Source organism: Ideonella sp. BN130291 (assembly GCF_036231905.1).
Taxonomy (GTDB): domain Bacteria; phylum Pseudomonadota; class Gammaproteobacteria; order Burkholderiales; family Burkholderiaceae_C; genus CAMLIZ01.
In genome coordinates this window covers 22,502-49,130 of sequence record NZ_JAZARE010000002.1, presented here as the reverse complement: position 1 = coordinate 49,130, position 26,629 = coordinate 22,502, and the positions used below count along the sequence as shown (strand labels likewise).

Annotated in this window: 28 protein-coding genes; 15 read left to right on the top strand and 13 right to left on the bottom strand. The window is 68.7% G+C overall.

From position 1 onward, the window contains the following. The first annotated feature begins 80 nt into the window (after positions 1-80). Positions 81-614, top strand: coding sequence for a hypothetical protein (locus tag VPH43_RS03430; protein WP_328576259.1), 534 nt, complete (start codon positions 81-83; stop codon positions 612-614). A gap of 49 nt (positions 615-663) precedes the next feature. Here the strand turns inward: VPH43_RS03430 and VPH43_RS03425 are convergent, their stop codons facing one another. Beyond that, entirely contained in the window at positions 664-1,341 is a 678-nt protein-coding gene (locus VPH43_RS03425) for a L,D-transpeptidase (protein WP_328576258.1), read from the bottom strand. A gap of 137 nt (positions 1,342-1,478) precedes the next feature. Then, entirely contained in the window at positions 1,479-2,183 is a 705-nt protein-coding gene (locus VPH43_RS03420; RefSeq protein ID WP_328576257.1) for a TetR family transcriptional regulator, read from the bottom strand. Between the two features lie 138 nt (positions 2,184-2,321). On the opposite strand from VPH43_RS03420, the gene VPH43_RS03415 reads away from it, so the two are divergent. Genes VPH43_RS03415 through VPH43_RS03405 form a run of 3 tightly spaced genes read left to right on the top strand, consistent with a single transcriptional unit; the run spans position 2,322 to position 8,132 of the window. Next, on the top strand, positions 2,322-3,491 hold the full coding sequence (locus VPH43_RS03415; protein ID WP_328576256.1) for an efflux RND transporter periplasmic adaptor subunit: 1,170 nt from the start codon (positions 2,322-2,324) through the stop codon (positions 3,489-3,491). 10 nt (positions 3,492-3,501) lie between these two features. Beyond that, positions 3,502-6,717 (top strand): efflux RND transporter permease subunit, encoded by a 3,216-nt coding sequence (locus VPH43_RS03410; RefSeq protein ID WP_328576255.1) that lies wholly within the window; start codon positions 3,502-3,504, stop codon positions 6,715-6,717. Beyond that, positions 6,714-8,132, top strand: a complete 1,419-nt coding sequence (locus VPH43_RS03405) for an efflux transporter outer membrane subunit (RefSeq protein WP_328576254.1) — start codon at positions 6,714-6,716, stop codon at positions 8,130-8,132. Before VPH43_RS03410 ends, VPH43_RS03405 begins: the two co-directional genes overlap by 4 nt. Positions 8,133-8,136: 4 nt before the next feature. On the opposite strand, the gene VPH43_RS03400 is transcribed toward VPH43_RS03405, so the two are convergent. Then, positions 8,137-9,033, bottom strand: a complete 897-nt coding sequence (locus VPH43_RS03400) for a TolB family protein (protein WP_328576253.1) — start codon at positions 9,031-9,033, stop codon at positions 8,137-8,139. Then, positions 9,030-9,458: a RidA family protein gene (locus VPH43_RS03395; protein ID WP_328576252.1), complete on the bottom strand. Its 429-nt coding sequence runs from the start codon at positions 9,456-9,458 to the stop codon at positions 9,030-9,032. The genes VPH43_RS03400 and VPH43_RS03395 overlap by 4 nt, the downstream gene beginning before the upstream one ends. A 117-nt stretch (positions 9,459-9,575) precedes the next feature. On the opposite strand from VPH43_RS03395, the gene VPH43_RS03390 reads away from it, so the two are divergent. Next, positions 9,576-9,998, top strand: a complete 423-nt coding sequence (locus VPH43_RS03390) for an Lrp/AsnC family transcriptional regulator (protein ID WP_328576251.1) — start codon at positions 9,576-9,578, stop codon at positions 9,996-9,998. Here VPH43_RS03390 and VPH43_RS03385 read toward each other — a convergent pair whose 3' ends face one another. Then, positions 9,999-10,634 carry a DsbA family oxidoreductase gene (locus VPH43_RS03385; RefSeq protein ID WP_328576250.1) on the bottom strand — a complete coding sequence of 212 codons (636 nt, stop codon included), beginning with the start codon at positions 10,632-10,634 and terminating at the stop codon, positions 9,999-10,001. Between the two features lie 223 nt (positions 10,635-10,857). On the opposite strand from VPH43_RS03385, the gene VPH43_RS03380 reads away from it, so the two are divergent. Both VPH43_RS03380 and VPH43_RS03375 read left to right on the top strand, forming a co-directional pair. After that, positions 10,858-11,070, top strand: a complete 213-nt coding sequence (locus VPH43_RS03380; RefSeq protein ID WP_328576829.1) for a cold-shock protein — start codon at positions 10,858-10,860, stop codon at positions 11,068-11,070. 31 nt (positions 11,071-11,101) lie between these two features. Next, a complete protein-coding gene (locus VPH43_RS03375) occupies positions 11,102-11,395 on the top strand; it encodes a hypothetical protein (RefSeq protein ID WP_328576249.1) in 294 nt (97 codons plus the stop codon). A gap of 5 nt (positions 11,396-11,400) precedes the next feature. On the opposite strand, the gene VPH43_RS03370 is transcribed toward VPH43_RS03375, so the two are convergent. Next, positions 11,401-11,625, bottom strand: coding sequence for a hypothetical protein (locus VPH43_RS03370; RefSeq protein ID WP_328576248.1), 225 nt, complete (start codon positions 11,623-11,625; stop codon positions 11,401-11,403). 80 nt (positions 11,626-11,705) lie between these two features. Here VPH43_RS03370 and VPH43_RS03365 point away from each other — a divergent pair, with 80 nt between their 5' ends. The 3 genes from VPH43_RS03365 to infA all read left to right on the top strand — a co-directional run bounded on the left by VPH43_RS03365 (position 11,706) and on the right by infA (position 13,246). Beyond that, complete coding sequence (locus tag VPH43_RS03365) at positions 11,706-12,461, top strand: S1 family peptidase (RefSeq protein ID WP_328576828.1); 756 nt, start codon at positions 11,706-11,708, stop codon at positions 12,459-12,461. Between the two features lie 344 nt (positions 12,462-12,805). Continuing rightward, a complete protein-coding gene (locus VPH43_RS03360) occupies positions 12,806-12,973 on the top strand; it encodes a hypothetical protein (protein ID WP_442909196.1) in 168 nt (55 codons plus the stop codon). Positions 12,974-12,985: 12 nt separating this feature from the next. Beyond that, positions 12,986-13,246 (top strand): translation initiation factor IF-1, encoded by a 261-nt coding sequence (gene infA / locus VPH43_RS03355; RefSeq protein WP_328576247.1) that lies wholly within the window; start codon positions 12,986-12,988, stop codon positions 13,244-13,246. A 133-nt stretch (positions 13,247-13,379) separates the two neighbouring features. On the opposite strand, the gene VPH43_RS03350 is transcribed toward infA, so the two are convergent. Both VPH43_RS03350 and VPH43_RS03345 read right to left on the bottom strand, forming a co-directional pair. Continuing rightward, a complete protein-coding gene (locus tag VPH43_RS03350) occupies positions 13,380-14,540 on the bottom strand; it encodes a rhodanese-like domain-containing protein (RefSeq protein ID WP_328576246.1) in 1,161 nt (386 codons plus the stop codon). 259 nt (positions 14,541-14,799) lie between these two features. Continuing rightward, positions 14,800-15,432, bottom strand: coding sequence for a CDP-alcohol phosphatidyltransferase family protein (locus VPH43_RS03345; protein ID WP_442909221.1), 633 nt, complete (start codon positions 15,430-15,432; stop codon positions 14,800-14,802). 200 nt (positions 15,433-15,632) lie between these two features. On the opposite strand from VPH43_RS03345, the gene VPH43_RS03340 reads away from it, so the two are divergent. The 3 genes from VPH43_RS03340 to VPH43_RS03330 all read left to right on the top strand — a co-directional run bounded on the left by VPH43_RS03340 (position 15,633) and on the right by VPH43_RS03330 (position 17,636). Then, the gene (locus VPH43_RS03340) at positions 15,633-16,058 is read left to right on the top strand and encodes a hypothetical protein (RefSeq protein ID WP_328576244.1); all 426 of its coding nucleotides are present in this window, start codon (positions 15,633-15,635) and stop codon (positions 16,056-16,058) included. A gap of 119 nt (positions 16,059-16,177) precedes the next feature. Further along, positions 16,178-16,978 (top strand): transporter substrate-binding domain-containing protein, encoded by an 801-nt coding sequence (locus tag VPH43_RS03335; protein ID WP_442909220.1) that lies wholly within the window; start codon positions 16,178-16,180, stop codon positions 16,976-16,978. A 4-nt stretch (positions 16,979-16,982) separates the two neighbouring features. Then, positions 16,983-17,636: an amino acid ABC transporter permease gene (locus VPH43_RS03330; protein WP_328576242.1), complete on the top strand. Its 654-nt coding sequence runs from the start codon at positions 16,983-16,985 to the stop codon at positions 17,634-17,636. 9 nt (positions 17,637-17,645) lie between these two features. Here VPH43_RS03330 and VPH43_RS03325 read toward each other — a convergent pair whose 3' ends face one another. The 4 genes from VPH43_RS03325 to VPH43_RS03310 form a co-directional block, all read right to left on the bottom strand. Further along, complete coding sequence (locus VPH43_RS03325) at positions 17,646-18,245, bottom strand: hemerythrin domain-containing protein (RefSeq protein ID WP_328576241.1); 600 nt, start codon at positions 18,243-18,245, stop codon at positions 17,646-17,648. 105 nt (positions 18,246-18,350) lie between these two features. Next, positions 18,351-19,445, bottom strand: coding sequence for a S1C family serine protease (locus VPH43_RS03320; protein WP_328576240.1), 1,095 nt, complete (start codon positions 19,443-19,445; stop codon positions 18,351-18,353). 146 nt (positions 19,446-19,591) lie between these two features. Beyond that, a complete protein-coding gene (locus VPH43_RS03315; protein WP_328576239.1) occupies positions 19,592-21,484 on the bottom strand; it encodes a hybrid sensor histidine kinase/response regulator in 1,893 nt (630 codons plus the stop codon). Positions 21,485-21,637: 153 nt separating this feature from the next. Next, a complete protein-coding gene (locus VPH43_RS03310; RefSeq protein ID WP_328576238.1) occupies positions 21,638-22,507 on the bottom strand; it encodes an SDR family oxidoreductase in 870 nt (289 codons plus the stop codon). A gap of 106 nt (positions 22,508-22,613) precedes the next feature. Here VPH43_RS03310 and VPH43_RS03305 point away from each other — a divergent pair, with 106 nt between their 5' ends. Together VPH43_RS03305 and VPH43_RS03300 are read left to right on the top strand one after the other, a co-directional pair. Continuing rightward, positions 22,614-23,489 (top strand): LysR family transcriptional regulator, encoded by an 876-nt coding sequence (locus VPH43_RS03305; protein WP_328576237.1) that lies wholly within the window; start codon positions 22,614-22,616, stop codon positions 23,487-23,489. Positions 23,490-23,686: 197 nt separating this feature from the next. Further along, positions 23,687-25,948 (top strand): carbohydrate binding family 9 domain-containing protein, encoded by a 2,262-nt coding sequence (locus VPH43_RS03300; RefSeq protein WP_328576236.1) that lies wholly within the window; start codon positions 23,687-23,689, stop codon positions 25,946-25,948. Positions 25,949-25,970: 22 nt separating this feature from the next. Here the strand turns inward: VPH43_RS03300 and VPH43_RS03295 are convergent, their stop codons facing one another. Beyond that, positions 25,971-26,510 (bottom strand): class I SAM-dependent methyltransferase, encoded by a 540-nt coding sequence (locus tag VPH43_RS03295; RefSeq protein WP_328576235.1) that lies wholly within the window; start codon positions 26,508-26,510, stop codon positions 25,971-25,973. Between the last annotated feature and the right edge of the window lie 119 nt (positions 26,511-26,629).

The following is a 26,629-nucleotide window of genomic DNA, read 5'->3' as shown; positions in this document are numbered from 1 at the left end:
GCGTCTTCCATTTCCGGGGAGCGACTCTGTAGCGAGCATCGAACCCATCCTTCCATCCTTCCGCAACAGGAGTCTTCAAGATGAACCCAATTTCCAAGAAGCTGGCCGTCGCCGCAGCCGCCGCATCACTGGCTGCTGCCGTTGGCGTGGCCTTTGCGCAGTCCGGCAGCACCGGGGGCACCTCGGGCTCCGGCACCTCCGGCTCCACCAGCACCGGCACGTCCACCTCCAGCCCCGGCCCGGGCACCGACACCGCCACCAACCCCAGTGCGACCAGCGCCACGCCGGGCACCGCGAACCCCGCCAACAGCAGCACGTCGGGCAGCGTGGGCACCTCGGGCACCAGCTCCTCGGGCACCAGCACCGACACGTCCAGCACGGCCACCGGCACCTCGGGCACCTCGTCCACCACCAGCGGCACGACGGGGACCACCGGAACTGCCGGCACGACGAGCTCCACGCCCAGCAGCACCAGCTCCACGATGGGCAGCACCACCACCTCCGGCAGCAGCACGGACACGTCCAGCTCGGCCACCGGCTCCAGCACCGACACCTCGTCCACCGCGTCGGGCTCGCGCAGCTCGCGCCGCAGCGCTCGCGCCGACCGCGGCTGATCGCAAAGGGCCCTGGCCCAAAAGAAAACCGGGCCTCGGCCCGGTTTTTTCATTGTTTGCGCGAAGAGGGTGGTGCGGCGCTGGCCAGCCCGGCGCGCGTGCCGGCCACCCGGGTGGCGGCCAGGCCGGGGAAGGTGGCGGTCAGCGAGCGGGTCTCGGGCAGCACGTAGATCAACGGGCGTTCGGTGCTTAGCGTCTTGAGCACCACGTTGGAGAAAAAGGCCTTCGGCACGTTGACGCAACCATAGGAGATGCGGTTGTCGGCCACGCCCGGCGTGGCCAGCCGGTGCAGGCGCCGCTCCTTCGCATTGGTGGTGAGCACGGGGTGCATCGACACGGCGGCGTCGTAGTCGATCCAGAGGATGTCTTCCTTGCGCAGGTTGGTGCCGTGCTCGGCCACGAAGCGGCCGGCGGGCGTGGTGCGCTCGGACGGCTTCACCTGCGACAGCGGTTTCTCGCCGATGCCGGGCACGGTGTCGTCGCCGCGCGCCAGCCCCAGCAGCACCGGTGCGCTGCCGCGCAGGCGGCCGCCGGCGTCGTACACCATCAGGCGGGCGTTGCGCTTGTCGATGATGGCGAAGGGCTGGGCCTGGTTGTCGCGCGAGCTGGTGATCCACTGCACCAGGCGGGCGGCGTCCGGGGTCTGGCGCGGCGCACTGGCCGCGCTCGTTCCAGCACGCGCTGTGGGCGCCGGCAGCGCGGCAGCGGGCAGTGCCAGGGCAGCCATCAGCGCAGCGCCGGCGACTCGGCCCAGGAGCGGGAAAACGGTGTGATCAGGTGACATGGCAAGCCGGGGAGGAAAGGGGCCCAACGCGGTGACTTCGGGTGTGGCCGACCGGCCGCAACAAAAAGTCTCACCTTGGCTCAGGGAGCAATCGGCGCTCCCGTAGTCTCGGCCCGCAGCGGCTTGGTGCTTCGTGCAGAACGCTTTACCGAGGCGTCGGCGGGCGCGGTGGTCCGGATGCCGGCGAGATAGGTGGCCAGCACCTGCTTGCCCACCCGCACGAGGTCGAAGGCCTCGGGGTCCAGCATCCAGTTCTGGATCAGCCCGTCCACCAGCGCGTGCAGCCCCAGGCCGATGGAGCGTGCAGGCACCTTGGTGCCGATGAGCCCGCGCCGCATCGCCGACTTGAGCTCGCGTTCCACCTCGGCCAGGCATTCGTTGCGGCCGGCGAGGTGGCGGTCCCGCACCGCCAGCAGCTCGTCCACGTACTCCACCTTGTGGGTGGCGATCTCGAACACCCGCCGTGTCTGCGGATGGGTGGCGGTCAGGCGCAGCGCCTCCACCAGGCGGCGCTCGATGAAGGCCAGCGGATCGTCGCCGACCGGGCATGCGCCGCACTTGCCGAGCGACTCCTCCATTGGCATGCTGGCGCGTTCCATCATCGCGTTGAAGAGGTCGGCCTTGTCCTTGAAGTGCCAGTAGATGGCACCGCGGGTCACTTCGGCGGCCTGGGCGATGTCGTGCAGCGAGGTCCGGGACACGCCGCAGCGCTGGAACAGCAACTCCGCCGCATCCAGGATGCGGTGGCGGGTGGCGAGGGCGTCTTCCTTGGTGCGGCGAACCATGACTGCTCGGGTGGTGGAGTAATGAATTGTCCGCGTTCGACCCGGAACGCGGCTGGCGGTTCACCCTACTGTCATTCATACATTCACGCATGTATGTAAACTCCGCCGCACAGAACCCATCAAGGAAGAGGATTGCGCATGCACGCGTATCGCCTGGCCGTTGTGGCCGCTCCGCTCGTACTGACCGCCGTGCTGGCCGCCTGCGGCCGGGCCGAAGGATCCAACCCGCCGGGCGCCGGCGGCCCGCCCCCCGCGGCCGTGGCGGTGGAGAAGGTCACCGCGAGCAACCTGCCCGCCGTGTTCGAGTATGTCGGGCAGACGGCCGGCTCGCGTGACGTGGAGGTGCGCGCGCGGGTGTCGGGCATCCTGCTCAAGCGCAATTTCGGCGAAGGCGGCGTGGTGAAGAAGGGCCAGTCCCTCTACAGCCTGGATGCGGCACCGTTCCAGGCCGCGCTCAACCGCGCCGATGCCGATGTGGCCGCCGCCGAGGCTCGCCTGGGCCAGGCCAGCCGGTCGCTGGCGCGCCTGAAGCCGCTGTGGGAAGCCAAGGCCACCAGCCAGCGCGACTATGACGAGGCGGTGTCGGCCGAAGCGGTGGCACGGGCGGAGCTCAAGCGCGCGCAGGCCCAGCGCGCCGAGGCCGCGCTCAACCTCGGCTACACCAAGGTGGAGTCGCCGATCTCAGGCCAGGCCGGGCGCTCCCAGGTGTCCGAAGGCACGCTGGTGTCCGGCCCGCAGGTGCTGCTGACCACCGTGACGCAGACCGACCCGATCAAGGTGCGCTTCGGCATTGCCGACACCGACCAGATGCGCTGGCGCTCCGAGTCCGCGGCCGGGCAGCTGCAGCTGCCGCAGCACGAGGCCTTCGACATCGAGGTGAAGCTGGCCGACGGCAGCACCTATCCGCGCAAGGGCAAGCTGCTGTTCTCCGACACGCGGGTGTCCGGCACCACCGGCACCGTGGAAGCCGAAGCGGAGATCCCCAACCCCGATGGCGCCTTGAAGCCGGGCCAGTTCGTGCGTGTGCGCCTGCTGGGCGCGCAGCGGCCGAATGCGGTGCGTGTGCCCACGCGCGCCGTGCTCGAAGGCCCGCAGGGCAAGTTCGTCTACGTGGTGGCCGACGGCAAGGCGCTGCCCAAGCCCGTGACGGTGGGTGACCAGCTCGCCGACGGCTGGATCATCAGCAAGGGCCTGGCTGCTGGAGACCCGGTGATCGTGGACGGCATGGCGCGCATCTTCTTCCCCGGCGCGCCGGTGCAGGTGGGCGCGGCTGCGGCCTCGGCCCCGGCTGCCCCCGCGTCCAAGTAAGGAGCGCCGCATGTTCTCCCGCTTCTTCATCGACCGGCCGATCTTTGCGGCCGTGTTGTCCATCTTCATCGTGATCGCCGGCCTGGCCGCGTCGCGCGCCCTGCCGATCGCGCAATACCCCGAGATCGCGCCGCCGGTGGTGAGCGTGACCGCGGTGTACCCGGGTGCCAGCGCAGAGGTCATCGAGCAGACCGTGGCCGCGCCGCTGGAAAACGCGATCAACGGCGTGGAGCACATGATCTACATGGGCTCCACCTCCACGTCCAATGGCGTGGTCACCATCCAGGTGACCTTCGACATCGGCACCAACGTCGACCAGGCGGCGCAGATCGTCAACAACCGCGTCAAGCAGGCCGAAGCCAAGCTGCCGCAGGAAGTGCGGCGCCAGGGCGTGACGGTGGAGAAGGGCAGCTCCGCATTCCTGCAGGTGCTGGCCTTCTTTTCCGACGACGGCAGCCGCGACGACCTGGCGATCAGCAACTACGTGACGCTGAACGTGCTGGACGCGCTCAAGCGCGTGCCCGGCACCACCAACGTGCAGATCTTCGGCGCCAAGGACTACGCCATGCGCATCTGGCTGCGGCCGGACCGGCTGGCGCAGCTCAAGCTCACCACCGCCGACGTGGCACGCGCCATCAACGAGCAGAACGCGCAGTTCGCGGCCGGCAAGGTGGGCCAGTCGCCCACCGGCGGCCCGCAGGAGATGGTCTACACCATCACCACGCAGGGCCGGCTGTCCGACCCCAAGCAGTTCGAAGAGATCATCGTGCGCGCCGATGGCGACGGCAGCTCGGTGCGCCTGAAGGACGTGGCCCGGGTGGAGCTGGGCTCCAAGGACTACGACTTCATCGGCCGCATCAACGGCAAGCCGGCCACCCTGGTGGGCGTGTTCCTGCAGCCGGGCGCCAATGCGCTGGACGTGGCCAAGGAAGTCGAGGGCACCGTGGCCACGCTGGCCAAGCGCTTCCCCAAGGGCATCACCTACTCGGTGCCCTACGACACCACGCGCTTCGTGAAGGTGTCCATCGAGGAGGTGGTGAAGACGCTGCTCGAGGCCATGGTGCTGGTGATCGCGGTGGTGTTCCTGTTTCTGCAGAACTGGCGTGCCACCCTCATCCCGGTGGTGGCGGTGCCGGTGTCGCTGATCGGCACCTTTGCTGGTCTGCTGATGCTGGGCTACTCGATCAACACGCTCACGCTGTTCGGCATGGTGCTGGCCATCGGCATCGTGGTGGACGACGCGATCGTGGTGCTGGAGAACGTCGAACGCATCATGCATGAGGAGCACCTGGGCGCGCGCGAGGCGGCGATCAAGGCGATGCGCGAGGTGTCCGGCCCGGTGATCGCGATCGTGCTGGTGCTGTGCGCGGTGTTCGTGCCGATCGCCTTCCTGGGCGGCCTCACCGGCGAGCTGTATCGCCAGTTCGCCGTGACCATCGCGATCGCGGTGGTGATCTCGGGCATCGTGGCGCTGACGCTCACCCCCAGCCTGTGCGTGATGATCCTCAAGAAGGAGCACCGGTCGCCCGGCCGCTTCTTCACGGCCTTCAACAACTTCTTCCACAAGATCACCGGCCGCTACGTGGCGGGCGTGGGCTTCCTGGTGCGGCGCGCGGGCATCGGCCTGCTGCTGTTCGCCGGCATGGTGGCGCTGGCCGTGGGCCTGTGGCGCATCACGCCGGGATCGCTGGTGCCGGAAGAAGACCAGGGCTTCTACATCTCGGCGGTGATCCTGCCGGACGGCGCTTCGCTGGAGCGCACCGACAAGGTGGTCAACGAGGTGATCGGCATCATGAAGTCCAACCCGTTCAACCAGGACGTGGTGGCCTTCACCGGCTTCGACTTCCTGGGTGGCGGCTACCGCAACAACGCGGCCACCATCTTCGTGACGCAGAAGCCCTGGGACGAACGGCCGGTGCCCGTGCAGGCGCTGGTGGGTGAGCTGTTCATGAAGACCGGCCACATCAAGGAGGCGCTGGTGCTGGCCTTCAACCCGCCGCCGATCTTCGGCCTGGGCACGGCCGGTGGCTTCGAGTTCTACATCCAGAACCGCGGGGAGGGCGGGGCCAAGCGCCTGGCCGAGGTGATGCAGCAGTTCCAGGGCGCGGTGTCGCAGAGCAAGCTGCTGGCCGGCGTGCAGAGCCTGTGGCGCGCCACCTCGCCGCAGCTGTACGTGGACGTGGACCGCGAGCGTGCCAAGTCGCTGGGCGTGCCGGTGGACGAGGTGTTCAACACCTTGTCATCCACGCTCGGCAGCTACTACGTCAACGACTTCAACAAGTACGGCCGCACCTGGCAGGTGTTGATGTCGGCCGAGCCCTCGTTCCGCAAGCGGCCGGATGACATCGGCCGCATGTGGGTGCGCTCGAATACCGGGCAGATGGTGCCGGTGTCCGCGTTGGCGACGGTGAAGTTCTCGTCCGGCCCGGAGACGCTGGACCGCTTCAACAACCTGCCGGCCGTCAAGCTCTTCGGCCAGGGGGCACCGGGCGTGAGCTCGGGCCAGGCGATCGCCGAAGTGGAGCGCATCGCACGCGAGACCTTGCCGCCCGATTTCAGCTTCGACTGGGGTGGTGCGTCCTACCAGGAGAAGCGTTCGTCGGGCACCTCCGGCATCGCCCTGCTGCTGGGCGCGCTGATGGTGTTCCTCATCCTGTCGGCGCAGTACGAACGCTGGTCGCTGCCGCTGTCGGTGCTGTTCGCGCTGCCCTTCGGCACCTTCGGTGCGCTGGCGGCGGTGTGGCTGCGCGGCATGACCAACGACGTGTATTTCCAGATCGGCCTGGTCACGCTACTCGGCCTGGCGGCCAAGAACGCAATCCTGATCGTGGAGTACGCCTCGCTGAAGCACCACGAGGGCATGAGCGCATCGGCCGCCGCGCTGGAGGCGGCGCGGCTGCGCTTCCGGCCCATCATCATGACCTCGCTGGCCTTCATCCTCGGCGTGCTGCCGCTGGCCTTGTCGTCCGGCGCCGGCGCGGCAGCGCGCCGCTCCGTGGGCACTGGCGTGATGGGCGGCATGCTGGCCGCCACCTTCCTGGCCATCTTCTTTGTTCCCATGTTCTTCAAGATCATCACCGCCCGCAAACTGCGCGAGGCGCGCAGCACGGCCGAGATCCAGGCCGAAGCCGAACGCGCGCGCCGCACCGGCCATGGCACGGCGCTGCAGCATCCCAGCCATCACGGCACAGGCCCGGTGGCCGGCGCACAAGGAGAGCCGGCATGAGGGCGCTGCTGTTGACCGCGGTCGCCGCGGCGGTGCTGAGTGCCTGCGCCGTGCCCGGTGGCACTGTGCATGAAACGCCCGCGCTGGAGCTGCCCCAGGCCACCGCCACCGTGCCCCCGGTGGCGCCCGACTGGTGGAAGCAGTTCGGCGATGCGCAGCTGGATGTGCTGGTGGACGAGGCGCTGAAGAACAACCGCGACCTGGCGCGCGCGATGGCGCGCATCGACGAATCGCGTGCCGCGCTGCGCTCCGCGCGTGCGGGGCAGTTGCCGAGCGTGAATGCCAACCTGACCGGCGCCCGCGCACGCGCCAGCCAGAACGGCGCTGTGCCGCTGGGTGACGCTTCCCCGGTGGGCAACAGCTACCAGGCCACGCTGGGCATCGCCTATGAGCTGGACCTGTGGGCCAAGGCGGCCAATGCGACATCCGCCGCGCGCGAAGAGCTGCTGGCCAGTGAGTACGGGCGCGAGACCCTGCGCACCGCACTGGTGGCGCAGGTGGTGCAGTCGTATGCGGCGCTGCAGTCGCTGGACGCGCAACGTTCGCTGTTCGGCCAGGCAGTGGACGCGCAGCGCGACAGCCTGCGGCTGCAGCAGCTGCGCTTCAAGGGTGGCGACATCGGCGAGCTGGACATCCGCCAGCTCGAAGCCGAACTGCTGGCCAACGAAGCGCTGCTGCCCAAGCTGGACCGCGCCCGCGGCGAGGCGGAGCGTGCCCTGTCGCTGGTGCTGGGCCGTTCACCGCGCGCGCTCATCGAAGGGGCCGTGGCACGCAGCACCACCCGGCCGGTGGTCATCGCCAGCCCCTTGCCCGCGGGCCTGCCGTCCGATCTGCTGTTGCGGCGCCCCGATGTGCAGGCGGCCGAAGCGCGGCTGCGTGCCGCCGGTGCACGGGTGGACGCGGCGCGTGCGGCCTACTTCCCCAGCATCGCGCTCACGGCCGACGTGGGGCGCGAAAGCGTGGCCTTGTCGCGCCTGACCGATGGCCCGTCGCTGATCTGGAGCGTGGTGGCCTCGCTCACCCAGCCGATCTGGAACGGCGGGCGCATCGATGCCCTGAACGAGGCCGCCCGCGCGCGGCGCATGCAGGCGGAGCTGGACTACCGCGACAGCGTGGCCAATGCCTTCAAGGAGGCGCGCGATGCGCTCGCTGCGCACGAGGAGGCCCGCGCCAGCCTGCAGACCGGGCAGCAACGGGCCCAGGCGCTGGTGCGTGCGGCCGACCTCACGCGGCTGCGCTACCAGGGTGGCGAGGCGAGCCGGCTGAATGTGATCGAAGCCGAACGCGCGGCCCTCACCGCACAGGCGCAGAACGCCGACACGCAGCGTGCGCTGGCCGCGGCGCAAGCGGATGTGTTCCGTGCGCTGGGCGGGGGCTGGGCAACGACGGAACAGCGCGGTGCCGCGGGGCAGTGAGGCGTCAGCGGCCGCAGCGGGGCGGCCACGCCTCGCGGGCCGCAGGCACCAGGTCGACCAGGAACATCTCGCCCGAGCGTTCGCCATCCTGTTGTGCAAACAGCAGGCGCTCGCCATCAGGCGACAACAACGGGCCGACCTGGAACACGTCTGCGCGGGCCGGGATACGGCCTTGCTCGCGCCAGCGGCCGTCCGTGTCGCGGGCATAGCGATAGAGGTGCGAGCGGTCACCCCGGTCGGCCACCACCACCATGGTGCGGCCGTCACGCGACAGCTCGGCTTCGTACTCGTTGTCAGAGGTGCTGATGGGCGGGCCCGCGTTGTCCACCCGCCAGCTGCCGTCGGCCTGGGGCGTGGCGATGTAGATGTCGCCCTGACCGAAACCGCCCGGCCGGCTGGAGCCGAAGAGGATGCGGCCGGCGGAGTCCACGCGCGGCAGCAGCTCGGACGCGCTGGAGTTCACCGGCTCGGGCAGGCGGCGCGGCGCGCCCCAGCGGCCATCGGCGCCGCGGTCCACCACCCAAATGTCCAGGTCGTCGCCTCCGTTGATGGCATGCGCGTGGCGCGACGATACGTAGTAGAGCTGCCGGCCGTCCGGAGTGACGAAGGGGTCGGCCTCGAGCACCGGTGCCGGGGCCGCAAATGGCGGCGCCTGCGGCGCACTCCAGCGCCCGTTCTCACAGCGCGACCACAGCAGGCGATAGCTTTGGAACTTCCGGTCAGCCCGCATGAAGAACAGCTCCCGACCGTCTGGCGTGAAGCTGGGCGAGGATTCGTACTGATCGGTGGACAAGGGCGCCGGCGTCCAGCGCTGCGGTGTCCCAGTCTCTGCGGCCGAGGCGCCATCGGCGGCCAGGCAGGCAAGCGCCACCGCGGCCAGGCGCAGGCGCAGAGGCTTCATGCGGCGGCCACAGCCTCGATCTCGAGCAACCAGGCTTCGTCGTAGATCCCCGTGATCACGATGGTGAGCGCTGGCGAGCGCGGCCCCAGCACTTCGGTGCGCACTTGGTAGTTCTCTTGCCGATGGCGCCGGTCGGACAGGAACACGGTCACCTTCACCAGATCGTCCAGCGCCATGCCGGCCGCCTCCAGCTGCGCCTGCACATTGCGCCATGCCAGGCGGCACTGGCTGCGGAAGTCGGGCGGCACGCGGTCGTCGGCGTCGGCGGGCACCTGGCCGCTCACGAACAGCAGGCGCGAGAAGCCGCTCACCTCGTGGGCCTGGCAGTACGACACGCCGGTCGGGTTGATCGCGCGGTGCCGGGCGCTGCGTTGGGATGGCGCCTCGCTGTGAGAAGGGGTGGATGCGGCAACAATCAGTCCCATGGTGGCGGCCCTGCGGTACATGGCCCCACTCTCTCATGCCAGGTGGTGCCGACGCACCGCCGCTTTGACGGATCGGCCGTCGTTTTGACGGCCGGCGCACCACAGTGACGCCCAGCCATGGACGACAAGGACCTTCAGATCCTCCGCTTGCTGCAGCAGGACGCTCGGCTGCCATTGAAGACCATCGCAGGGAAGGTAGGGCTGGCGCGCAGCTCCGTGCGCGAGCGCATCGCCAAGCTGGAGCAGGCGCGGGTGATTCGCGGCTACCGTGCGGAGCTGGCGCAGGACGTGGCCGGTGCCGGCGTGCGGGCCTTCGTGCTGCTACGCCTGCGCCGCACGCCGCTGCCGGACACCATCCGCAGCATCAATGCGATGCCGGGCGCACGGCGCTGCTATTCGGTGAGCGGTGACATCGACCTGGTGGTCGAGCTGGCGGTGGGCTCGATGCAGGAGCTCAACGACCACCGCGACCACATCGCCCGCCTGGAGGGCGTGGCCGACGTGACCACCATGCCCATCCTGCGGGTGGAGCAGGAGTGATCAGCCTGCGGCAGCCAGCTGCCGCAGCGCGCGCTCGAACACGTCCACCGGCTGGCCGCCCTGGATGAGGTGACGGTCGTTGATGATCACGGCCGGCACGGCGTGGATGCCGTGCTCCTGGAAGAAGCGCTCACGCTCGCGCACCTCGTCGGCATAGGCGCCGCAGGCCAGCACCTCGCGGGCCTTCTCCGCATCCAGCCCGACCGCCGCCGCGCGCCGCACCAGCACCTCATGGTCGCTCGGGTTCTCCCCGTCGGTGAAGTAGGCCTCGAAGAGGGCGTGCTTGAGCTCGCGCTGGCGCCCTTCGAGTTGCGCCCAGTGCAGCAGCCGGTGCGCGTCGAAGGTGTTGTAGATGCGCTGGCGCTTGTCCATGTTGAAGGTGAAGCCCACCGACTCGCCGCGCTGGCGGATCGCCTCGCGGTTGGCCACCGCCTGCTGCGGCGTGGTGCCGTACTTGCGGCTCAGGTGCTCGGTGACGTCCTCACCCTCCCTGGGCATCTGCGGGTTGAGCTCGAACGGCTGGAAGTGCAACTCCGCCTGCACCTTGTTGCCTACGCGGGCCAGTGCGCTTTCCAGCGCATTCAGGCCGATGGCGCACCAGGGGCACGACACATCGGAGACGAAATCGATCTTCATGAGACTCCCTTTTTGGTGGCGATGCCACTTCTCGCGTCAAGTGCATCGGTTCACGGTGTACTATGCGCGCCGTAGGTATGCACAAGACCCCGTCTCTTTGAAGGTCTCCTCTGTTTTCCGTCAGCGCTCGCTGGCGGGTCCGGTCGAATCTCGTATTGATGATTTTCTTGGCGTCTCTGCACTGCGTCGGCATGTGCCGGCGCATCACTTGAAAGGAATCGATATGACGACTCAAACCGGCACCGTGAAATGGTTCGACGAAGGCAAGGGCTTCGGCTTCATCACCCCTGATGGTGGTGGCAAGGACCTCTTCGCCCATTTCAGCCAGATCCAAGGCGGCGGCTTCAAGAGCCTGTCCGAAAGCCAGCGCGTGGAATTCGAAGTGACGCAGGGCCAGAAGGGCCCCCAGGCTTCGAACATCCGTCCGGCAGCCTGATTGGCCACCGCGGCCCGTTCACGCGGGCCACATGAAAACCGCGGCCTTCAGCCGCGGTTTTTTCTTTTTGGGGACAGCGATGAAGAACCTGCAAGACGCAACCGAACGGATCTGCGAACTGAAGGGCAGCCTCGTTGCCCTCGATGCCCTGGTCACCGCCTTGCTCAGCCAGCTGCCGCCTGAGATGCGTGCAGGCCTGCTGGGGACCTTCGAACACAACGCCGAGGTGGCCCGGACGGTGCTGCTGCACACGCCGATCTCGGAGCACACCATCGCCGCCTTCGAGCGCGACGTGCGGCGCACGGCCGCACTGATCGCCGAGTGAGCGGCTCAGCCCAGGCGGGAGGTCAGCTGCTTGCAGACGTTGTCGCCGGTGGTGGTCAGCCGCAGGCCGCCACCGTTCCATTCCAGCCAGTTCAGCGCCACGTAGGCGTCGATGTCGTCCTCGGCGATGTCGCTGGCGCGGCGGCGTTTCAGCAGGTCGACCGTGGCGAGCAGCGTGTTACGCAGGGCTTCTTTGCGGGCAGCGGCCGGCGCGTCGGTCGTAGTGGTCATGCATGTCCTTGTAAAGCACCGACCATAGCATTGGCAGACCCGGTGTACCTCTGTCGATGCAAGGGAGAAACCCCATGCCCGTGATCGAACCCCTGTTGCTCACTGCCGCGCGCATCGGCACCTTCGACGGCCCGCGTGCGCTCACCAATGCCAGCGGCTTCTTCTTCCAGCGCGACAGCCGGCTCTTCCTGGTGACCAGCCGCCATGTGCTGATCGACGAGCCGAGCAAGCATTTCCCCGACCGGGTGGAGATCGAGGTCCATACCGACGCCCGCAACCTCACGCGGTCCACCGGCTTCTCGGTGCTGCTGTACCGCGACGGCAAGAGCATCTGGCGCCAGGGCACCGACGCGGCCGGCGAGATCGACGTGGCGGTGATCGAGCTGGATCGGGCGGCCTTTCCCCGGCCCAGCGCCGTCCAGGTGTTCACACCGGCCCACCTGCAACGCTCGTTCGACGAGATCGAGGTGGGCTCGCCGCTGCTGATCGTCGGCTTCCCGCTCGGCTTCCACGACACGCTGCATCACCTGCCGGTGGTGCGGCAGGCGGTGATCGCGTCCTCCTTCGGCCTGCGCTTCCAGGGCCAGGGCTACTTCCTCACTGACGCCCGCACCCACCGGGGCACCAGCGGAGCGCCGGTGGTCATGCGCCAGCAGGGCGCCGTCACGGCGGCCAATCCGCTGCCCTGGAAGCTGCTGGGCGTGCACTCGGCACGGCTGGACATGGGCAACCGCGAGGCGCAGGACGAGTCGCTCGGACTCAACTGCGCCTGGTACGCGGACATCCTGCTCACACTGACCGAACCGGCAGGTGGTAAAATCCGCCATTCGCCATGATGGCGTGCTGCCTGTACCTCCGGGAACGCGGCATTCCGAACGCCATCGGCGTCTTCAGTACCAGCGCCTTCTTTCCCGATCAGGGCCGCCGATTGCTTCGGTAGTGTCAACAGGCCCGATCGGCCATGTCCTCGCAGCGAACAGCCCTGCAAGGCAGCACCCAAGAAGGCCTGGTGTCCTCGGCCTGCCATTGGGCAAGCCTGTTTTTCGCAAGATCCCCGCAGTGGCCGACGAGCCGCGCCGCGGGCCGCTGAAAGTACCGCATCAAGACATCGATCGAAGTAGGCAAGTACCTTGTCTCACCGCTGACCAAACGACTGGACGACGGCCGCTACGCCGCCTCTGTGTCCATCCGAACCGGCCGCGGCAGCGCCACGCATGACCGTGTGCTGCGCCTCGTGCCCTTGTTCGACACCCCCCAAGCCGCGATCCGCTACGCCACCGACCAGGGCCTCACCTGGGTCGGCGGCCCCGCCGTCGCCGCCAACGAACCCGCATCCCTGCAACCTTAGGAGAACCGCCCCATGGCCAAGGAAGAACTGATTGAAATGAACGGCGTGGTCAATGAGATCCTGCCGGACTCGCGCTACCGCGTCACGCTGGAAAACGGCCACAAGCTGGTGGCCTACACCTCCGGCAAGATGCGCAAGCACCACATCCGCATCCTCGCGGGCGACAACGTGTCGCTGGAGCTGTCGCCCTATGACCTGAGCAAGGGCCGCATCACCTTCCGCCACCTCGAGCGCCGCGGACCGCCGCCGGTGCAGCAGCGCCGTCCCAACTAAGGCACGCATCGTGGGCGCTCTCGGCGCGGCGTTTGCGCCCGCCCCGGCAGTCCGCCCACCGCGCTGCATCCCGCGCCGGCACCTGCCGGGCGCGACTTGGCCGCACCGCTGTGGCGTGCGACGCCCGTAAAGCCTATTCCTTGGCGAGTTGCATGCCGTTGGTCTCCCATTCGGGCATGCCGCCACGGAACCAGTAGACCTGCTTGAAGCCCTTGGCCAGGGCCGCGCGGCTGGCCTTGTAGGACTTCCAGCACTCGGGCCCGTTGCAGTGGAAGATGGTCGGCTTGGATGGGTCCAGCTTGTCCAGCCCGGAGAAGTCGTCCAGCGCGGGGTCGTAGGCCACGTCCTTGAGGCTCTTCTCGTGGTAGGGCACGAAGAGCGCGTTCGGAATGTGCTTGGCCTTGTATTCCTTGTCGTTGCGGGTGTCCACCACCACGGCGCCCTGGGCCATCATCTGCATCACCTCGCCGGCGCTCACCACGGTGGCCCCTGGCAAGGATTTGGGCGTGAAGGTGCCGAGCTGGGCCACCGCCTTGTATTCGGTGAGTTCCGCGCGCGAGGCCACCGGCTTCATGCCGCAGGCCGGCGCCGACGTGGCGAACCACTTGGCGATCTTGGTGCGCACGTCGGGCGGCAGATCCTTCTTGACCGCCACCGAGAACCCGCCGGGCACCGCTCCCGAGGTGGCCAGCACCTTGCCGGCGCCTGGGTTCTCCTTCACCCAGGCGTCATAGTCGCCACGGCGGATCACGGTGGCGTCCGACAGCCCCAGCATCAGCGCCGTCAGGCCCGCCTGCGGGTAGCGCGCGAACTCCACGGTGCGCAGGTCCTTGAACGACAGGCCGCTCTGGTTGAGCATGCCGCGCGCCATGTAGGTGTAGATCGAATCCTGCTGCGGCAGGTAGATGCGGCCCTTGCGCATGTCGCCGGTGGAGGCGATCTGCGGCTTGCCGACCATGACGTACTGCTCGGACGGCTCGGTGGAGCCGATCAGCTCGTAGCCGTGGGCCAGGGCTGACGCCGCCACCTGGGCCGGCGCGATGAACAGGTCATAACCGCCGCTGCGCGTGGCGCGCATCGCGTCGGTGAGGTCTTCCGTCGTGGTGACGTTCACCGTCTGGCCGGTGAGCTTGCCGAGCTGCGCTTCCAGGGCGGGGCGCGACAGCATCAGGCCGTCCTTGCGCGAGGTGGGCTCGATGGCCACCACGGCCGAGAGGTCGGCCCATGCGGGGCTGGCAGCCAACCCGGCCAACGCCCACAGCAGCAACTGCCGGGGCTTGAATGTGCGTGTCATGGCGGAACTCCTTGCTTGATTCGAGTTGTAGAAGGACGACGCACGACGCTGCACTCGAGGTGCAGCGCCGGTGTCCGTTTCTTGTTGTGAGGGATCCCGCTCGGCGCGGCAGACGATAGCGTCAGCCGATCGATGCGCCAATGACACAAAGGTGATCAAGCGTGACTTACGGCCCTGCTGAAACAATCAGTGACGTAAGCGGAGTTAACAGGCCTGCGGCGGCTCGCGGTTGAAGGCCGGCTGTGGGACTGAGCCCTGCTCAGAGCTTGGGGATGTGCAGCGTCTTGCTAATCATCGCGGTGCCCGACAGCGCATACAGCAGCGCCAGCGGATGCAACTGCCACGGGCCCAGCTGCCACCAGCCGCCGTAGAGCTGCTCGCCCACATGGCCCTGCCAGGCCGCAAAAGCGAGCACGGCCGTGATCAGCACGCTGGTGGGGATGGGTGTGCCTTCGAAGTAGGCCACCTTGTCGGCACCGGCCGAGAGGCTTTCGGCGGTCACGTTGTAGCGCGCCAGCCGGCTGACGCCGCAGCACACGAAGTACACCAGCGCCACAACGTCCCAGCCGCCTTGCAGCCCCACCGCGAAGCCCAGCGCGGCGGGCGCCACGCCGAAGGAGATCACGTCGGCCAGCGAATCGAGCTCCCGGCCCAGCGCGGAATGCTGCTGGCGCCAGCGCGCCACCCGCCCGTCCAGCACGTCGAAGGCCAGCGCCGCGGGTGCCATCGCCGCTGCCCACAACAGGTGCGCCAGGCTGGGGCGTGCCATGTAGAGCATCGCCAGGAAGACCGCCCCCGCGCCACACGCGGCATTGCCCAGGGTGAGGAAGTCGGCGAGGTGGAACCCCCGGATCATCGAGAAATGCCGGGGGCGCTGCGGGCTGTCGGTCATCGTGGATTCGGCCATGAAACAAACCAGCAGTTTGCATGCCGAAAGGCCCCTGGTCAGGGGGTGACCGCTCATCCAGGGCATACGGCTTGCCCAGCTGTAACAGTTAAGCTGCCCATGACTTGAGCCACAGGTGCCCCATGAAGCCGTCGGTTGTTGAACTGTTCGCCCATGCTGCGGACAGAGCCAGGGATGTTGCCACCATGATGGAGGCGGCACGCGCACTCACCGTGCTGGGGCGCGCGCGCCTGGCTGGCGACGCCGAGGCGGACACCAGCCCCGGCAGCGCGCTGCAGGTGATGGCGCTGTACCAGACGGCCGAACGCCTGGGCCAGCATGTGCGCCAGATGTCCAGCGAAGCGCGCAGCCTGCTGATCACCGCCAAGCAGATGCTGGACGCCGACCCGCAGGTGCAGTGCCAGGTGCCGCCGGACTTCGACGAGGTCTGCAAGATGATGGACGAGGCGATGGACCGTGCGGTGGAGGCCATCGAACGGCTGGACGCGATGCGCTTGGCCGCGGCGCCCGCGTCGGGTGGCCGCAACGAGCCGCTGGACGCACCGCCCGAGGTCCTCATCGCAGCGGACGACCTGTTCCAGCGGCTGCGCCAGGCGGGCTCGCGCTCCTAGCGCTGGCGACGCCTGCCGCAGCGGGGCAAGCACATCCTCTGCATCGGCATGTCCATGCTCGGTGGTTGAGCAAGGGGCGGTGGCAACATCGCCTCTTTCCTCCACTCATGAACACACCGATGAAGACCTCCCTGTCGTCGTTTCTTCGTGCTGCCGGCGTGGCGCTTGCGCTCTGCGCCGGGGTGGCAGCCCATGCCGCCGACCTGCTGGACGAGGTGAAGCAGCGGGGCAGCCTGCGCATCGCGCTCGAAGGCACCTATCCGCCCTTCAACTACCGTGACGAACAAGGCAAGCTGACCGGCTTCGACGTGGAAATCGCCCAGGCGATCGCCGGCAAGCTGGGTGTGAAGCCCGAGTTCACCACCACGGAGTGGAGCGGCATCCTGGCCGGCCTGCAGGCGGGCAAGTACGACGTCATCGTCAACCAGGTGGCCGCCACCGACAAGCGACGCGAGACCTTCGACTTCAGCGCACCCTACGTGGTGTCTGCCGCGCAGCTGATCGTTCGGGCCAACGAGACGCGCCCCATGGCCACCAAGGCCGACCTCAAGGGCAAGAAGATCGGCGTGGGGCAGGGCAGCAACTATGCCGAGCTGGCCCGCGGCATCGAAGGCGCCGAGGTGAAGGTGTACCCCGGCGCGCCGGAGTACCTGCAGGACCTGGCCACCGGCCGGATCGACGCTGCCATCAACGACAGCCTGCTCATCCCCTACCTCGCGCAGAAGACCAAGCTGCCGGTCAAGGCCGGTGCGCCGTTGGGCGCGGTGGAGAGCAACGCGATCCCCTTCCGCAAGGGCAGCCCCAAGTTCAAGCAGGCGATCGACAAGGCGCTGGATGAGCTGAAGGCCGATGGCAGCTTCGCGAAGATTTCCATCAAGTGGTTCGCGCGCGACGTGAGCAAGCCGCCCGTGGCGCCCTGAACCGATGGAACTCTCGGCGCTGTTCCAGCTGGCTGCGCCGGTGATGCTGCGCGCCACCGGCTACACCTTGCTGTTCGCGGTATCCGCCATGGTGCTGGGCATGTCGCTGGCGCTGGTGATCGCGCTGGTGCGGGTGCTGGCGGTGCCGGTGCTGGACGTGCTGGCGCGGCTGTACGTGAGCGCTTTTCGCGGCACGCCGCTGCTGGTGCAGGTGTTCATCGTGTACTACGGCCTGCCCAGCATCGGCATCGAGTTCTCGCCACTGACCGCCGGCATCCTTGCGCTCACGCTCAACGTGGCGGCCTACCTGTCGGAGAGCCTGCGCGGCGCGGTGGCCGCGGTGGGGCGCGGGCAGTGGCAGGCCGGCACCAGCCTGGGGCTCACGCACCTGCAGACCCTGCGCCACATCGTGGCGCCGCAGGCCTTGCGGGTGGCTGCGCCCAGCCTGTCCAACAGCCTGATCAGCCTGATCAAGGACACCTCGCTGGTGTCGGTGATCGCAGTAACCGAGCTGATGCTGGCCACCAAGGAGCTGATCTCCACCACCTTCCAGCCGTTTCCGCTCTACATCGCGGCGGCGGGTGTGTACTGGGTGCTCAGCCTGGCCTTCGAACAACTGCAGCGCTTGCTGGAAAAGCGCCTCGCGTTCCCCCACTGAACCGCCAGGTCAGCGCGGCGCCGGCCCTGGCCCCGGCCGCGCGCCCGCGCGGCCGAACAGGTAAGCGCCCGCGGCCATCGCACCCGAGGCCATCACGATCGCGCTTTCGGGGAAGGAGCGCAGGGTGTTGGATGCGATCTCCCCGGCGTGCGAGCCCAGCAGTTGCAGGCGCCGGCGCGTCATCTCCGCGCCCAGGTCGCCTAGCCGCTCGCACAGCAGGCGTTCGGCCGCCGGCAGCAAGGTGGTTTCCTCGTCGGCCACGTGGTGCATCACGTCGCGCATCAGCTCCATGAAGGCGTTGTCGTATTCGGGGTCGGTGGGCACCATGCCGCGCAGCCGGGTGATCAGGCGCCGCATCTCGCTGTGCTCAGGAAAGCTCTTTTCGACGATGGTGGTGTCCGAGGCAAGCTCTCGCAGCGCGGGGTAGAAGATCTCCTCTTCGAGCTGCGCATGGATCTCCAGCGCCAGGCAGGCGCTTTCCACCAGCGCCTGCTTCTTGCGCACGCCGGTGCCGGCATGGAACTGCTGGAACGTGGCCAGCACATGCGCATGGTCCATGCGGATCAGGTTGGTGACACTGGGCGACAACTTGCCGATCAGGGTGCTCATGGGGACATCCTCCGTGCTGGGCACTGCGCAGATCGCCTCGGCAGGGCAGGGTGGCCCCCGCGGGCTCCGGGACGTGCATCAGGGCAAGCGGCAAACCGTATTCCCTCAGTCCTCCGACTCTGCGAGCGTCACCGCCACCTTGCGGGACTTGCCGGCGCGTGACACCGTCAGCGTGGCCTTGTCGCCGGGCTGCAGGCGCTCCAGTGCGTTGAGCATGTCATCGAGGGTGTCGATGGTCTCCTCGTTCACGGCGGTGATCACGTCGCCCTGCACGATGCCCTGGTTGCCGCGGGTGAAGGGCTGCAGCCCCGCCCGCTGCGCCGGCCCGCCGGGCTGCACGCGCACCAGCGCCACGCCCGCGGGCAGGCCGAGCGCGCGGTTCAGGCTGGGCGGCGCGGCGGTCACGCCGAGGGTGGGACGCACCATGCGGCCGTCGCGGATCAGCCGCGGCACGATGCGGTTGACCTCGTCCACCGGGATGGCGAAGCCGATGCCGGCGCTGGCGCCTGACGGGCTGTAGATCGCGGTGTTCACGCCGATCAGCCGGCCGGCCGAATCGAGCAGCGGGCCACCGGAGTTGCCGGGGTTGATGGCCGCGTCGGTCTGGATCGCGCCACGGATGGTGCGCCGGGTCACCGATTCGATCTCGCGGTTGAGCGCGCTCACGATGCCGGTGGTCAGCGTCTGGTCCAGCCCGAACGGGTTGCCGATCGCGTAGACCTTCTGACCGACCTGCAGGTCCCGGCTCACCCCCACCGGAATTGGCGGCAACTTGGCCATGGGCGCATCGATCTTCAGCACTGCCAGGTCGCGGTCGGGGAACACGCCGACCAGCTGCGCGCGATAACTGGTCTGGTCGGCGAGGGTCACGCGCGCGGCATTCGCTTCCTGGATCACATGGAAGTTGGTGACGATGTGGCCCTTGTCGTCCCAGACAAAGCCGGTGCCCGTGCCGCGCGGCACCTGCTGCACGTTGGTGGAGAAGAAGTCGCGTTCGTAGCCCAGCGCGGTGATGTTCACCACCGAGTGCGAGGCGGCCTTGAAGACGGCGATGTTGTTGAGCTCGTCCGCCGCGAGTGGCCCGCGCGGGGCGACTGCGCGGGGTGCGGCCGGTGGGGCCGCAGCTTCAGCGGGCAGGGAGGTGCTGAGGGCGGCGCTGAACAGCAGCAGCCAGCGTGCGGTGCGAAGCGTCAGTTGCATCGGCAGACGGTGTAGCAGCGGACGGATCGGGATCATAGGGGCAGGGCCGGGGTGCCTGCATGCCACGACCGAGCGAGCCAAGCCATCGGACGGGCAGCCGCCGGCGCTTCATCTGCCGGCGCTCGCTGCGCGAGGGTGCCCTCCGATCAGCCAGGAGCCGCGGGGTGCAGCACCCGCTGCAGCAACGGCCCAAGCTCTTCGGCGATGTCCTGCTTTTGCAGTAGCGCCGGCACGCCGGCCAGGGCGGCTTCTCGCTCGAGCTGCGCGGTGATGTGGCCCGAGGTGATGACGACCGGCAGGCCGGGGCGGATGCGGCCCAGCGCGCGCGCCACCTCGAGCCCCGAGCTGCCGGGCATGTTGAAGTCGGTCACCACCGCGTCGATCGCGGCGGGATCGCTGCCCACCAGCTCCAGCGCCTGCTGCGCGTCGTTGCAGGTGCACACGCGGTAGCCGAGCCGGCGCAGCATCGCCTCGACCATCATCACGATCACGTCGTCGTCGTCCACGTACAAGATGCGTTCGCCTTGCCCGCGTGCGGCTTTGCGCGACGCGGTCGGTTCGCCGGCGGCGGGCCTCTCGCACGCGGGAAGATACACATGGAACGTGCTGCCCGCGCCGGGGCTGCTGTCGACGAGGATGCAGCCCCCGTGCTCGGCGACGATGCCACGCGTCACCGACAGGCCCAGCCCGGTACCGCCCCCAGTGACCTTGGTGGTGAAGAAGGGCTCGAAGATGCGCGCGCGGGTCGCTTCGTCCATCCCCATGCCGTCGTCGCGCACCCAGAGATGAGCGTGTCGTTCCGACGCATGGCACCCCAGCCGCTGCGCATCCGCCGCGTTGAGCAGCATCGGTTCGATCCCGACCTCGATGCGCCCGGTGCGATCGGGCAAGGCCTGCCAGGCGTTGGTGACGAGGTTCATCACCACCTGGGCCACCTGCGTGGGGTCGACGACGGCGTGCACCGGCTGCGGGTGCAGCACCAGGGCGAGCTGCACGCTGGAGGGCAGGGTCGTGCGCAACATGTCCACCGCATCGCGCGCCAGCGGTCCCAGGGCAGTTTGCACCAGCCGCTTGGGCTGACGCCGCGCGAACGCCAGGATCTGCTGCACCAGCTTGCGACCGCGCAGTCCCGACTTCTCAATCTGTTGCAGGCGGGCAGATGCCGGGTGCGCGGGGTCCAGGTCTTCCAGGGCCAGCGACACATTGCCCAGGATCCCGGCGAGCACGTTGTTGAAGTCGTGCGCGATACCACCGGCCAGCGTGCCGATGGCCTCCATCTTCTGTGATTCGCGCAGCAGATCCTCGGCCTGCTTGCGGCGCGTGATGTCGCGGCTCACGCTGAGCACGCAGGGCCGCCCGCCGTAGTGCACCAGCGTGCCCCAGGCCTCGAGCCAATGCCACCGGCCATCGAGGTGCTGGTAGCGGAAGGTGGTGTAGCGTGGCGTGCCGCGCACCACTTCCTCCCAGGCACGCCGGCCCATCGCCTGGTCCTCCGGGTGGAAGCGCTCAAGCAGCATCTCCATCGACTCCGCGGGCGGGCGGCCCATCAGCCGTGCGAACGACGGGCTGCCGTAGATCGGCGTGCCGTCGATCTCGCGCAGCGTGATCAGGTCATTGGAGTTCTCGGCCAGTAGCCGGTGCAGCTCTTCGCTCGTGCGCAGTGCCTCGACCGTGCATCGCGCCTCGGTAACGTCCTGCACCACTCCCAGCAGCGCCAGCAGCCGGCCCCCGGCGTCGCGCATCGGCGCAGCGTGCAGCTCCAGCCAGCGTCCGGGGCCGCCGGGCGCGCCGAGTTCGAACTGCAGCGCGCCTGTGTCGCCGTTGAACACGCGGTGGATCAGATCCCGCAGCGCATCTCGATGCGGCTGCGCCAGGCCGGGAAGCAGGTTGTGGCCCACGCCGGTGGGGGCCTGCAATGCACACGCCAGCACCGCCAGCGCTGCGCGGTTGAGCGTGAGCACCGCCCCCTCGCGATCGAGCAGCACCACCCCGTGCGGCAGGTTGTCGTAGATGAACCGGTAAGCCTGGTTCGGGTCCATGGTGCACGACCGATCGCGGCGTCCAGTCCACCTCGCGCAGGCTGGCGCCGCTGTAGGGGTTCGAGAAGGCGTGCAACCGGCATGCCCATTCCGGGCCTGGCCAGGAGGCGACTTCCGCCTGCGCACCGCCCGGGCGCGCGCATGCGCCGGTGATCAAGCGGCCTCGATCGCCTCCTTGACGAAGTCGGCGTACCTGCGCAGCGGGTGCCCCAGGATCTCCTCCAGCCGGTCCACCGTTGCTTCGGCTCCGTGCATGCCGATCGTCTGGATGCCCGACATCATCAGGCGCATGTCATAGGCAAACCACGACGGGCTGAACTGCGCCATCTGGCCTTCGAAGGCCACGACGTCGTTGCCGCCGTAGCCGATCTCACGCTCCAGCGCCGCACTCCAGGCCTTGGCCGCGGAGTGACCGGTCAGCACTTCCGGACCGGTGAGGTCGAGCGTCATGCGTGGCAGTGCGTCGGCGGCCTTGTCGCGTCGCAGCAGTTCGGAGACGGCGATGTCGGCGATGTCTCGCGCGTCGACCATCGCGACACCTGCCGACCCGATCGGCATCGGATAGACGCCATAGCTCCGGATCACTTGCTGGACTGTCAGGTCGTTCTGCATGAAGTACGCCGGACGCAGGATGGTCGCGGGAATGTCCATGCTCTCGATCATTCGCTCCACGGTGTGCTTGCCGGTGAAGTGCGGCACGTTGGTGTACGGCTCGGCGTGGATCACTGACAGGTAGACGATGCGCTCGATGCCCGCCTCGCGTGCCAGGTTGAGTGCAACGAGCGCCTGCGTGACTTCGTCGGCCGTCACCGCATTGAGCAGGAACAAGGTGCGCACCGACGCGAACGCTGCTCGCAGCGAGGGCACATCGGTCAGGTCACCGACCACTTCGGTGACACCTTCAGGAAAGCGCTTCCTGCCTGCTGTGCGGACGAGGGCCCGGACGTCGGCGCCTGCAGCGGCCAAGCCTTGAACGACGAGGGAACCAATGGTGCCGGTGGCACCGATGACGAGGACGCTCATTCGAATCTCCTGGGAAGGGTTGGTGTGTGAGATCAAACGATATGTCGTTCCGGGATCGGAACGAAGACGGCAGAATCGAGACACCTCGTTTCACTATTGGAACATCATGGATCTCAATGCGCTGGCCGACTTCGCTCTGGTGGCTTCGAGCGGCGGTCTCGGCAAGGCCAGCCGCGCCAGCGGCCGGTCCAAGGCCACCTTGTCGCGCCGCATCGCCGGCCTCGAGGAGGCACTGGGGGTGCGGCTCGTGGAGCGCAGCGCTCGCGGCATCCAGCTGACCGAGGCCGGCGAGCTGCTGGCGGCGCGCACCGAAGGGCCGATGCACGAGATGGTGGACGCGGTGACGGCCGCACGAGAGGGGCAGGCCACGCCGCGCGGCCGCCTGCGTGTCGCGGCGCCGGTGCTGTTCTCCCAGCTCGCGATGGGATGCATCTGCGCCGAGTTCTGCGCGGCCTACCCCGAGGTCACTTTCGAGGTGGTGTCGGACGACCGCATCGTCGACCTGGTGGAAGAGCAGTTCGACGTCTCGGTCCGGGTCAACCCCTCGCCGGACAGCAGCCTGGTGGGTCGCTGCTTCGCCAAGGACCGGCTGGTGGTCGTGGCGGCGCCTTCGGTGCCGATGCCCGAACCCGGCGCCGTCCTGCCGGTACCGGCTGTCGTGTCTGCTAACTTCCAGCCGACGCACTGGCGCTTGGACGGAGGGCGCCTGGTGATCGAGCCGCTGCCGAAGCTGCGGCTTTCATCGTTTCTCATGATCCGCGACGCAGCGGTGGCCGGCGCGGGCGCGGCGCTGATGCCGCAGTCGATCGCGTGGGACCAGCTCAGCCGCGGAGAACTGGTTCAGTGGGGCGCCGTCTCGGACGTGGAGGTCGCGCTGTGGGTCTTGCACACGTCTCGTCGCCTGCCCTCGCCGAAGGTGCGCGCGTTCGTGGAATTCATGTGCGCGCGATACCCGGAAGGGTCGCTGGTTCTGAAAGGCTAGCAACTGCGCCGCGAGGGCCAGCGGATGAGGCGCACGCGGCCGCCCGTCCGGGGCTTTGCTTCGAACGTTCGTGGCAGGAGACCATCGACCACCCGCTCAAGCAGCGAACAGCCGCGCATCCTAGGGGGAAGGCGAGCATGCACCGCCCGCACGGCTGCCACGACAATCGCGCCCGCCCTTCAACCCCAGCACCCCCGATGACCCGCCCGCAACGCCGCCCGCGCTTCCTGCGCACCGCCGTGCTCACCGCCTGCCTGGCCGCCGCGGGCGCCTTCACCTTGGCCCGCGCGGCCGACAGTCCAGCCGAGCAGCCCATCCAGGCCGTGCGCCTGCAGCCCGACGAGCACATCGTGCTGGACGGCACGCTGGCGCATCCGGCCTGGCAGCGCGCTCCGGTGTTCGAGCGCACCTATGTGATCCAGCCGGTGCGCGGCGTGGCGCCCACTCACAACACCCAGGTGCAGGTGCTGTACGACGACAAGGCGCTATACGTGGGCGTGACGGCGCTAGACCCGGAACCCCAGCGCATCCGCGCGCCGCTGGTGCGCCATGACCAGGTGAACCGCACGCAGGATTTCGTGGTGCTCTACGTCGACCCGATCGGCGCACGCAAGGCGGCCCAGTTCTTCCGCGTCAGCGCCTCGGGCTCCACCGGCGACGGCCTGCACACGGCTGCCAACGACAGCGAGGACTTCTCACCCGACTTCGACTTCGACAGCGCGGTGTCGCGGCACGACAAGGGCTACACCGTGGTGTTCCGTGTGCCGTACTCGTCCTTGCGCTACACGGCGCGCAGCGGCAGCTGGCGCCTGATGGTGGGCCGGCGCATCCCGCGCGAGAACGTCACGCTGACGCTCACGGTGCCCTTGCCGCAGGAGGCGTTGTCCTTCATCGACATGCTGCAGCCGCTGCAGGGCTTCGAGCCGCCGGTGGACAGCAACTTCCTGCAGGTGCGTCCCACGCTCACGCTGCGCCGCACCGACGACCGGCCCCACGATGCGCCTCGCGACACTGCCAGCGAAGCCAAGGCCTCGCTCGACCTGAAGTGGCGTCCCCGCCCGGAGCTGGTGCTGGACGCGACCATCAACCCCGATTTTTCCCAGGTGGCGCTGGACGAGCCGCAGCTGTCGCGCAACACCCGCTTCGCGCTCTTCCTCACCGAGAAGCGGCCGTTCTTCCTGGAGTCCAGCGACCTGCTGGTGTCGCCCACCGACGCGCTGTACATGCGCAGCATCAACGACCCGCGCTGGGGCGTGCGCGGCACCTGGCGCGGCGAAGGGCTCACCGCGGCCGCGCTCGCCCTGCGCGACAAGGGCGGCGGCCTCACGCCGATCCCCGGCGCCTATGGCACCGGCTTCGCCCTGCAACCCGCCAATGACGCGGTGATGTCGCGCGGGCTGTGGCACCTGGGCAGCGTGTCGCTGGGCGGCATCGTCGCCGGGCGGCGCTATGACGATGCCGCGGGTGGCAGCGCGGGCGACAACATGGTGGCGGGGGCCGACGGCCAGTGGCTGATCACCGACAGCTGGCGCCTGAAGGCGCAGGCGATGGGCTCGCGCACCACCGCCTTCGCCGACCCGGAGGGCGTGCTGCGCCAGGGTGCGGCGCGCAGGGGCGGGCTGGCCTACCTCGACCTCTACGGCCGCACCGACAACAGCGAAACAGATGTGAGCTACCAGGAGATCAGCGAGGGCTTCCGCAACGACGCCGGTTTCGTGGCCCAGGCGGGCATCCGCAAGCTCGTCGCAAACCACGGCCACCAGTGGTTCAGCCTCGGGCCCTTCAACCAGGTGAACCTGTACCTCAACACCCAGCGCACCGAGGAGCGCAGCACCGGCCAGGCGGTGCTGCAGCGCTGGGTGCCGGGCCTGTGGGTGGCGGGCGCGCACAACAGCGAGGCCATGATCGAGCTGGTGCCCGATGAAAAGCTGCGGGTGCGCGCCGGGGCTCCCTTGCAGCAGGCGCGCTACGTGCACCTCTGGGGGGAGACGACGCCGGCCGAATGGGTGCCGCTGGCCGAAGCATGGTTCGACACCGGCCGCATGGTGGATGTGTCCGCCAATGCCGACGGCCGCGTGGTCAGCGGACGCAAGTTCGGCGTCGACATCCAGACCCGGCCTCTGCGGTGGCTGGAACTGCATCCGCGCCTGGAGGCGCTGGTGCTCGACAACCCGGTGGAAGGGCGCTACGAGGAAACCGCGGTGCAGCTGCTGGGCGTCTGGCATGTGGCTGCGCGGCAATCGGTGCGGCTCATCCTGCAGCGGCGCAGCTTCGAGCGTGCCGGCAGCGGCAAGGATGCGGAAACCGCGCAGTCGCTCACCTATGCCTGGCGGCGCTCTGCTGGCACGGTGCTCTACGTGGGTGCCACACGCGGGGCCACCGGCCTGCCGGCTGCACCCAGCCGCAGCACCGAGGTGTTTGCCAAGCTGCAGTTCGACCTCGGCGAACTGCACTGGTGAGCGGCGCCGCCGGCGCGCACCATCACGCCCGGGCTTCCACGAACAGGCTTTCGCGCTCCCGGTTGTCCAGCGCCACGATGTCGGGCCACTCGCTCGTGGTCTCGCCAAAGGCGCAGCGGCGGATGTTGGAATAACCGGCGTTTTCCAGCAGTTCCTCCGCGAAGCCGTAGGTGAACGGCGTGAACACCGAGCCGTACCAGATGATCTGCGTCACCAGCTTGGCGCCGATGCTGCGGGCGTGTTCGTCTGGCACGTAGAAGTAGGCGGCGTCGCCGCGGCGGTAGGCGTCGATGGCCCGGTCCAGGTCCGGCAGGGCCAGGCGCAACACCGCGCCGGGCTTGAGCACCCGCCGGATCTCGCTCAGTGCGTTCGGGATGTCGGGCCAATGCAGGTCCTGCAGGAAGTGGATGGCCACCGCGTAGTCGATGCTCGCGTCGGCCAGCGCCAGGCCGTCGCGGATGTCACCCACCAGCTGCACGCCCTCGGCCGCCCTGCTGTCCGCATTGATCCAGCCGGCCGGCGGGTGCGGCCCGCAGCCGAGGTTCAGGCGCTGCACGTTCATGAGACCCCCTTGGCGCTGCGCGCCGTCCCCCCAAGGAGGAGCGAGCACCTTCGGAGCGGCCGTGCGGTGCTCATTGGGCCCCCTTGGCGCTGCGCGCCGTCCCCCCAAGGGGGAGCGAG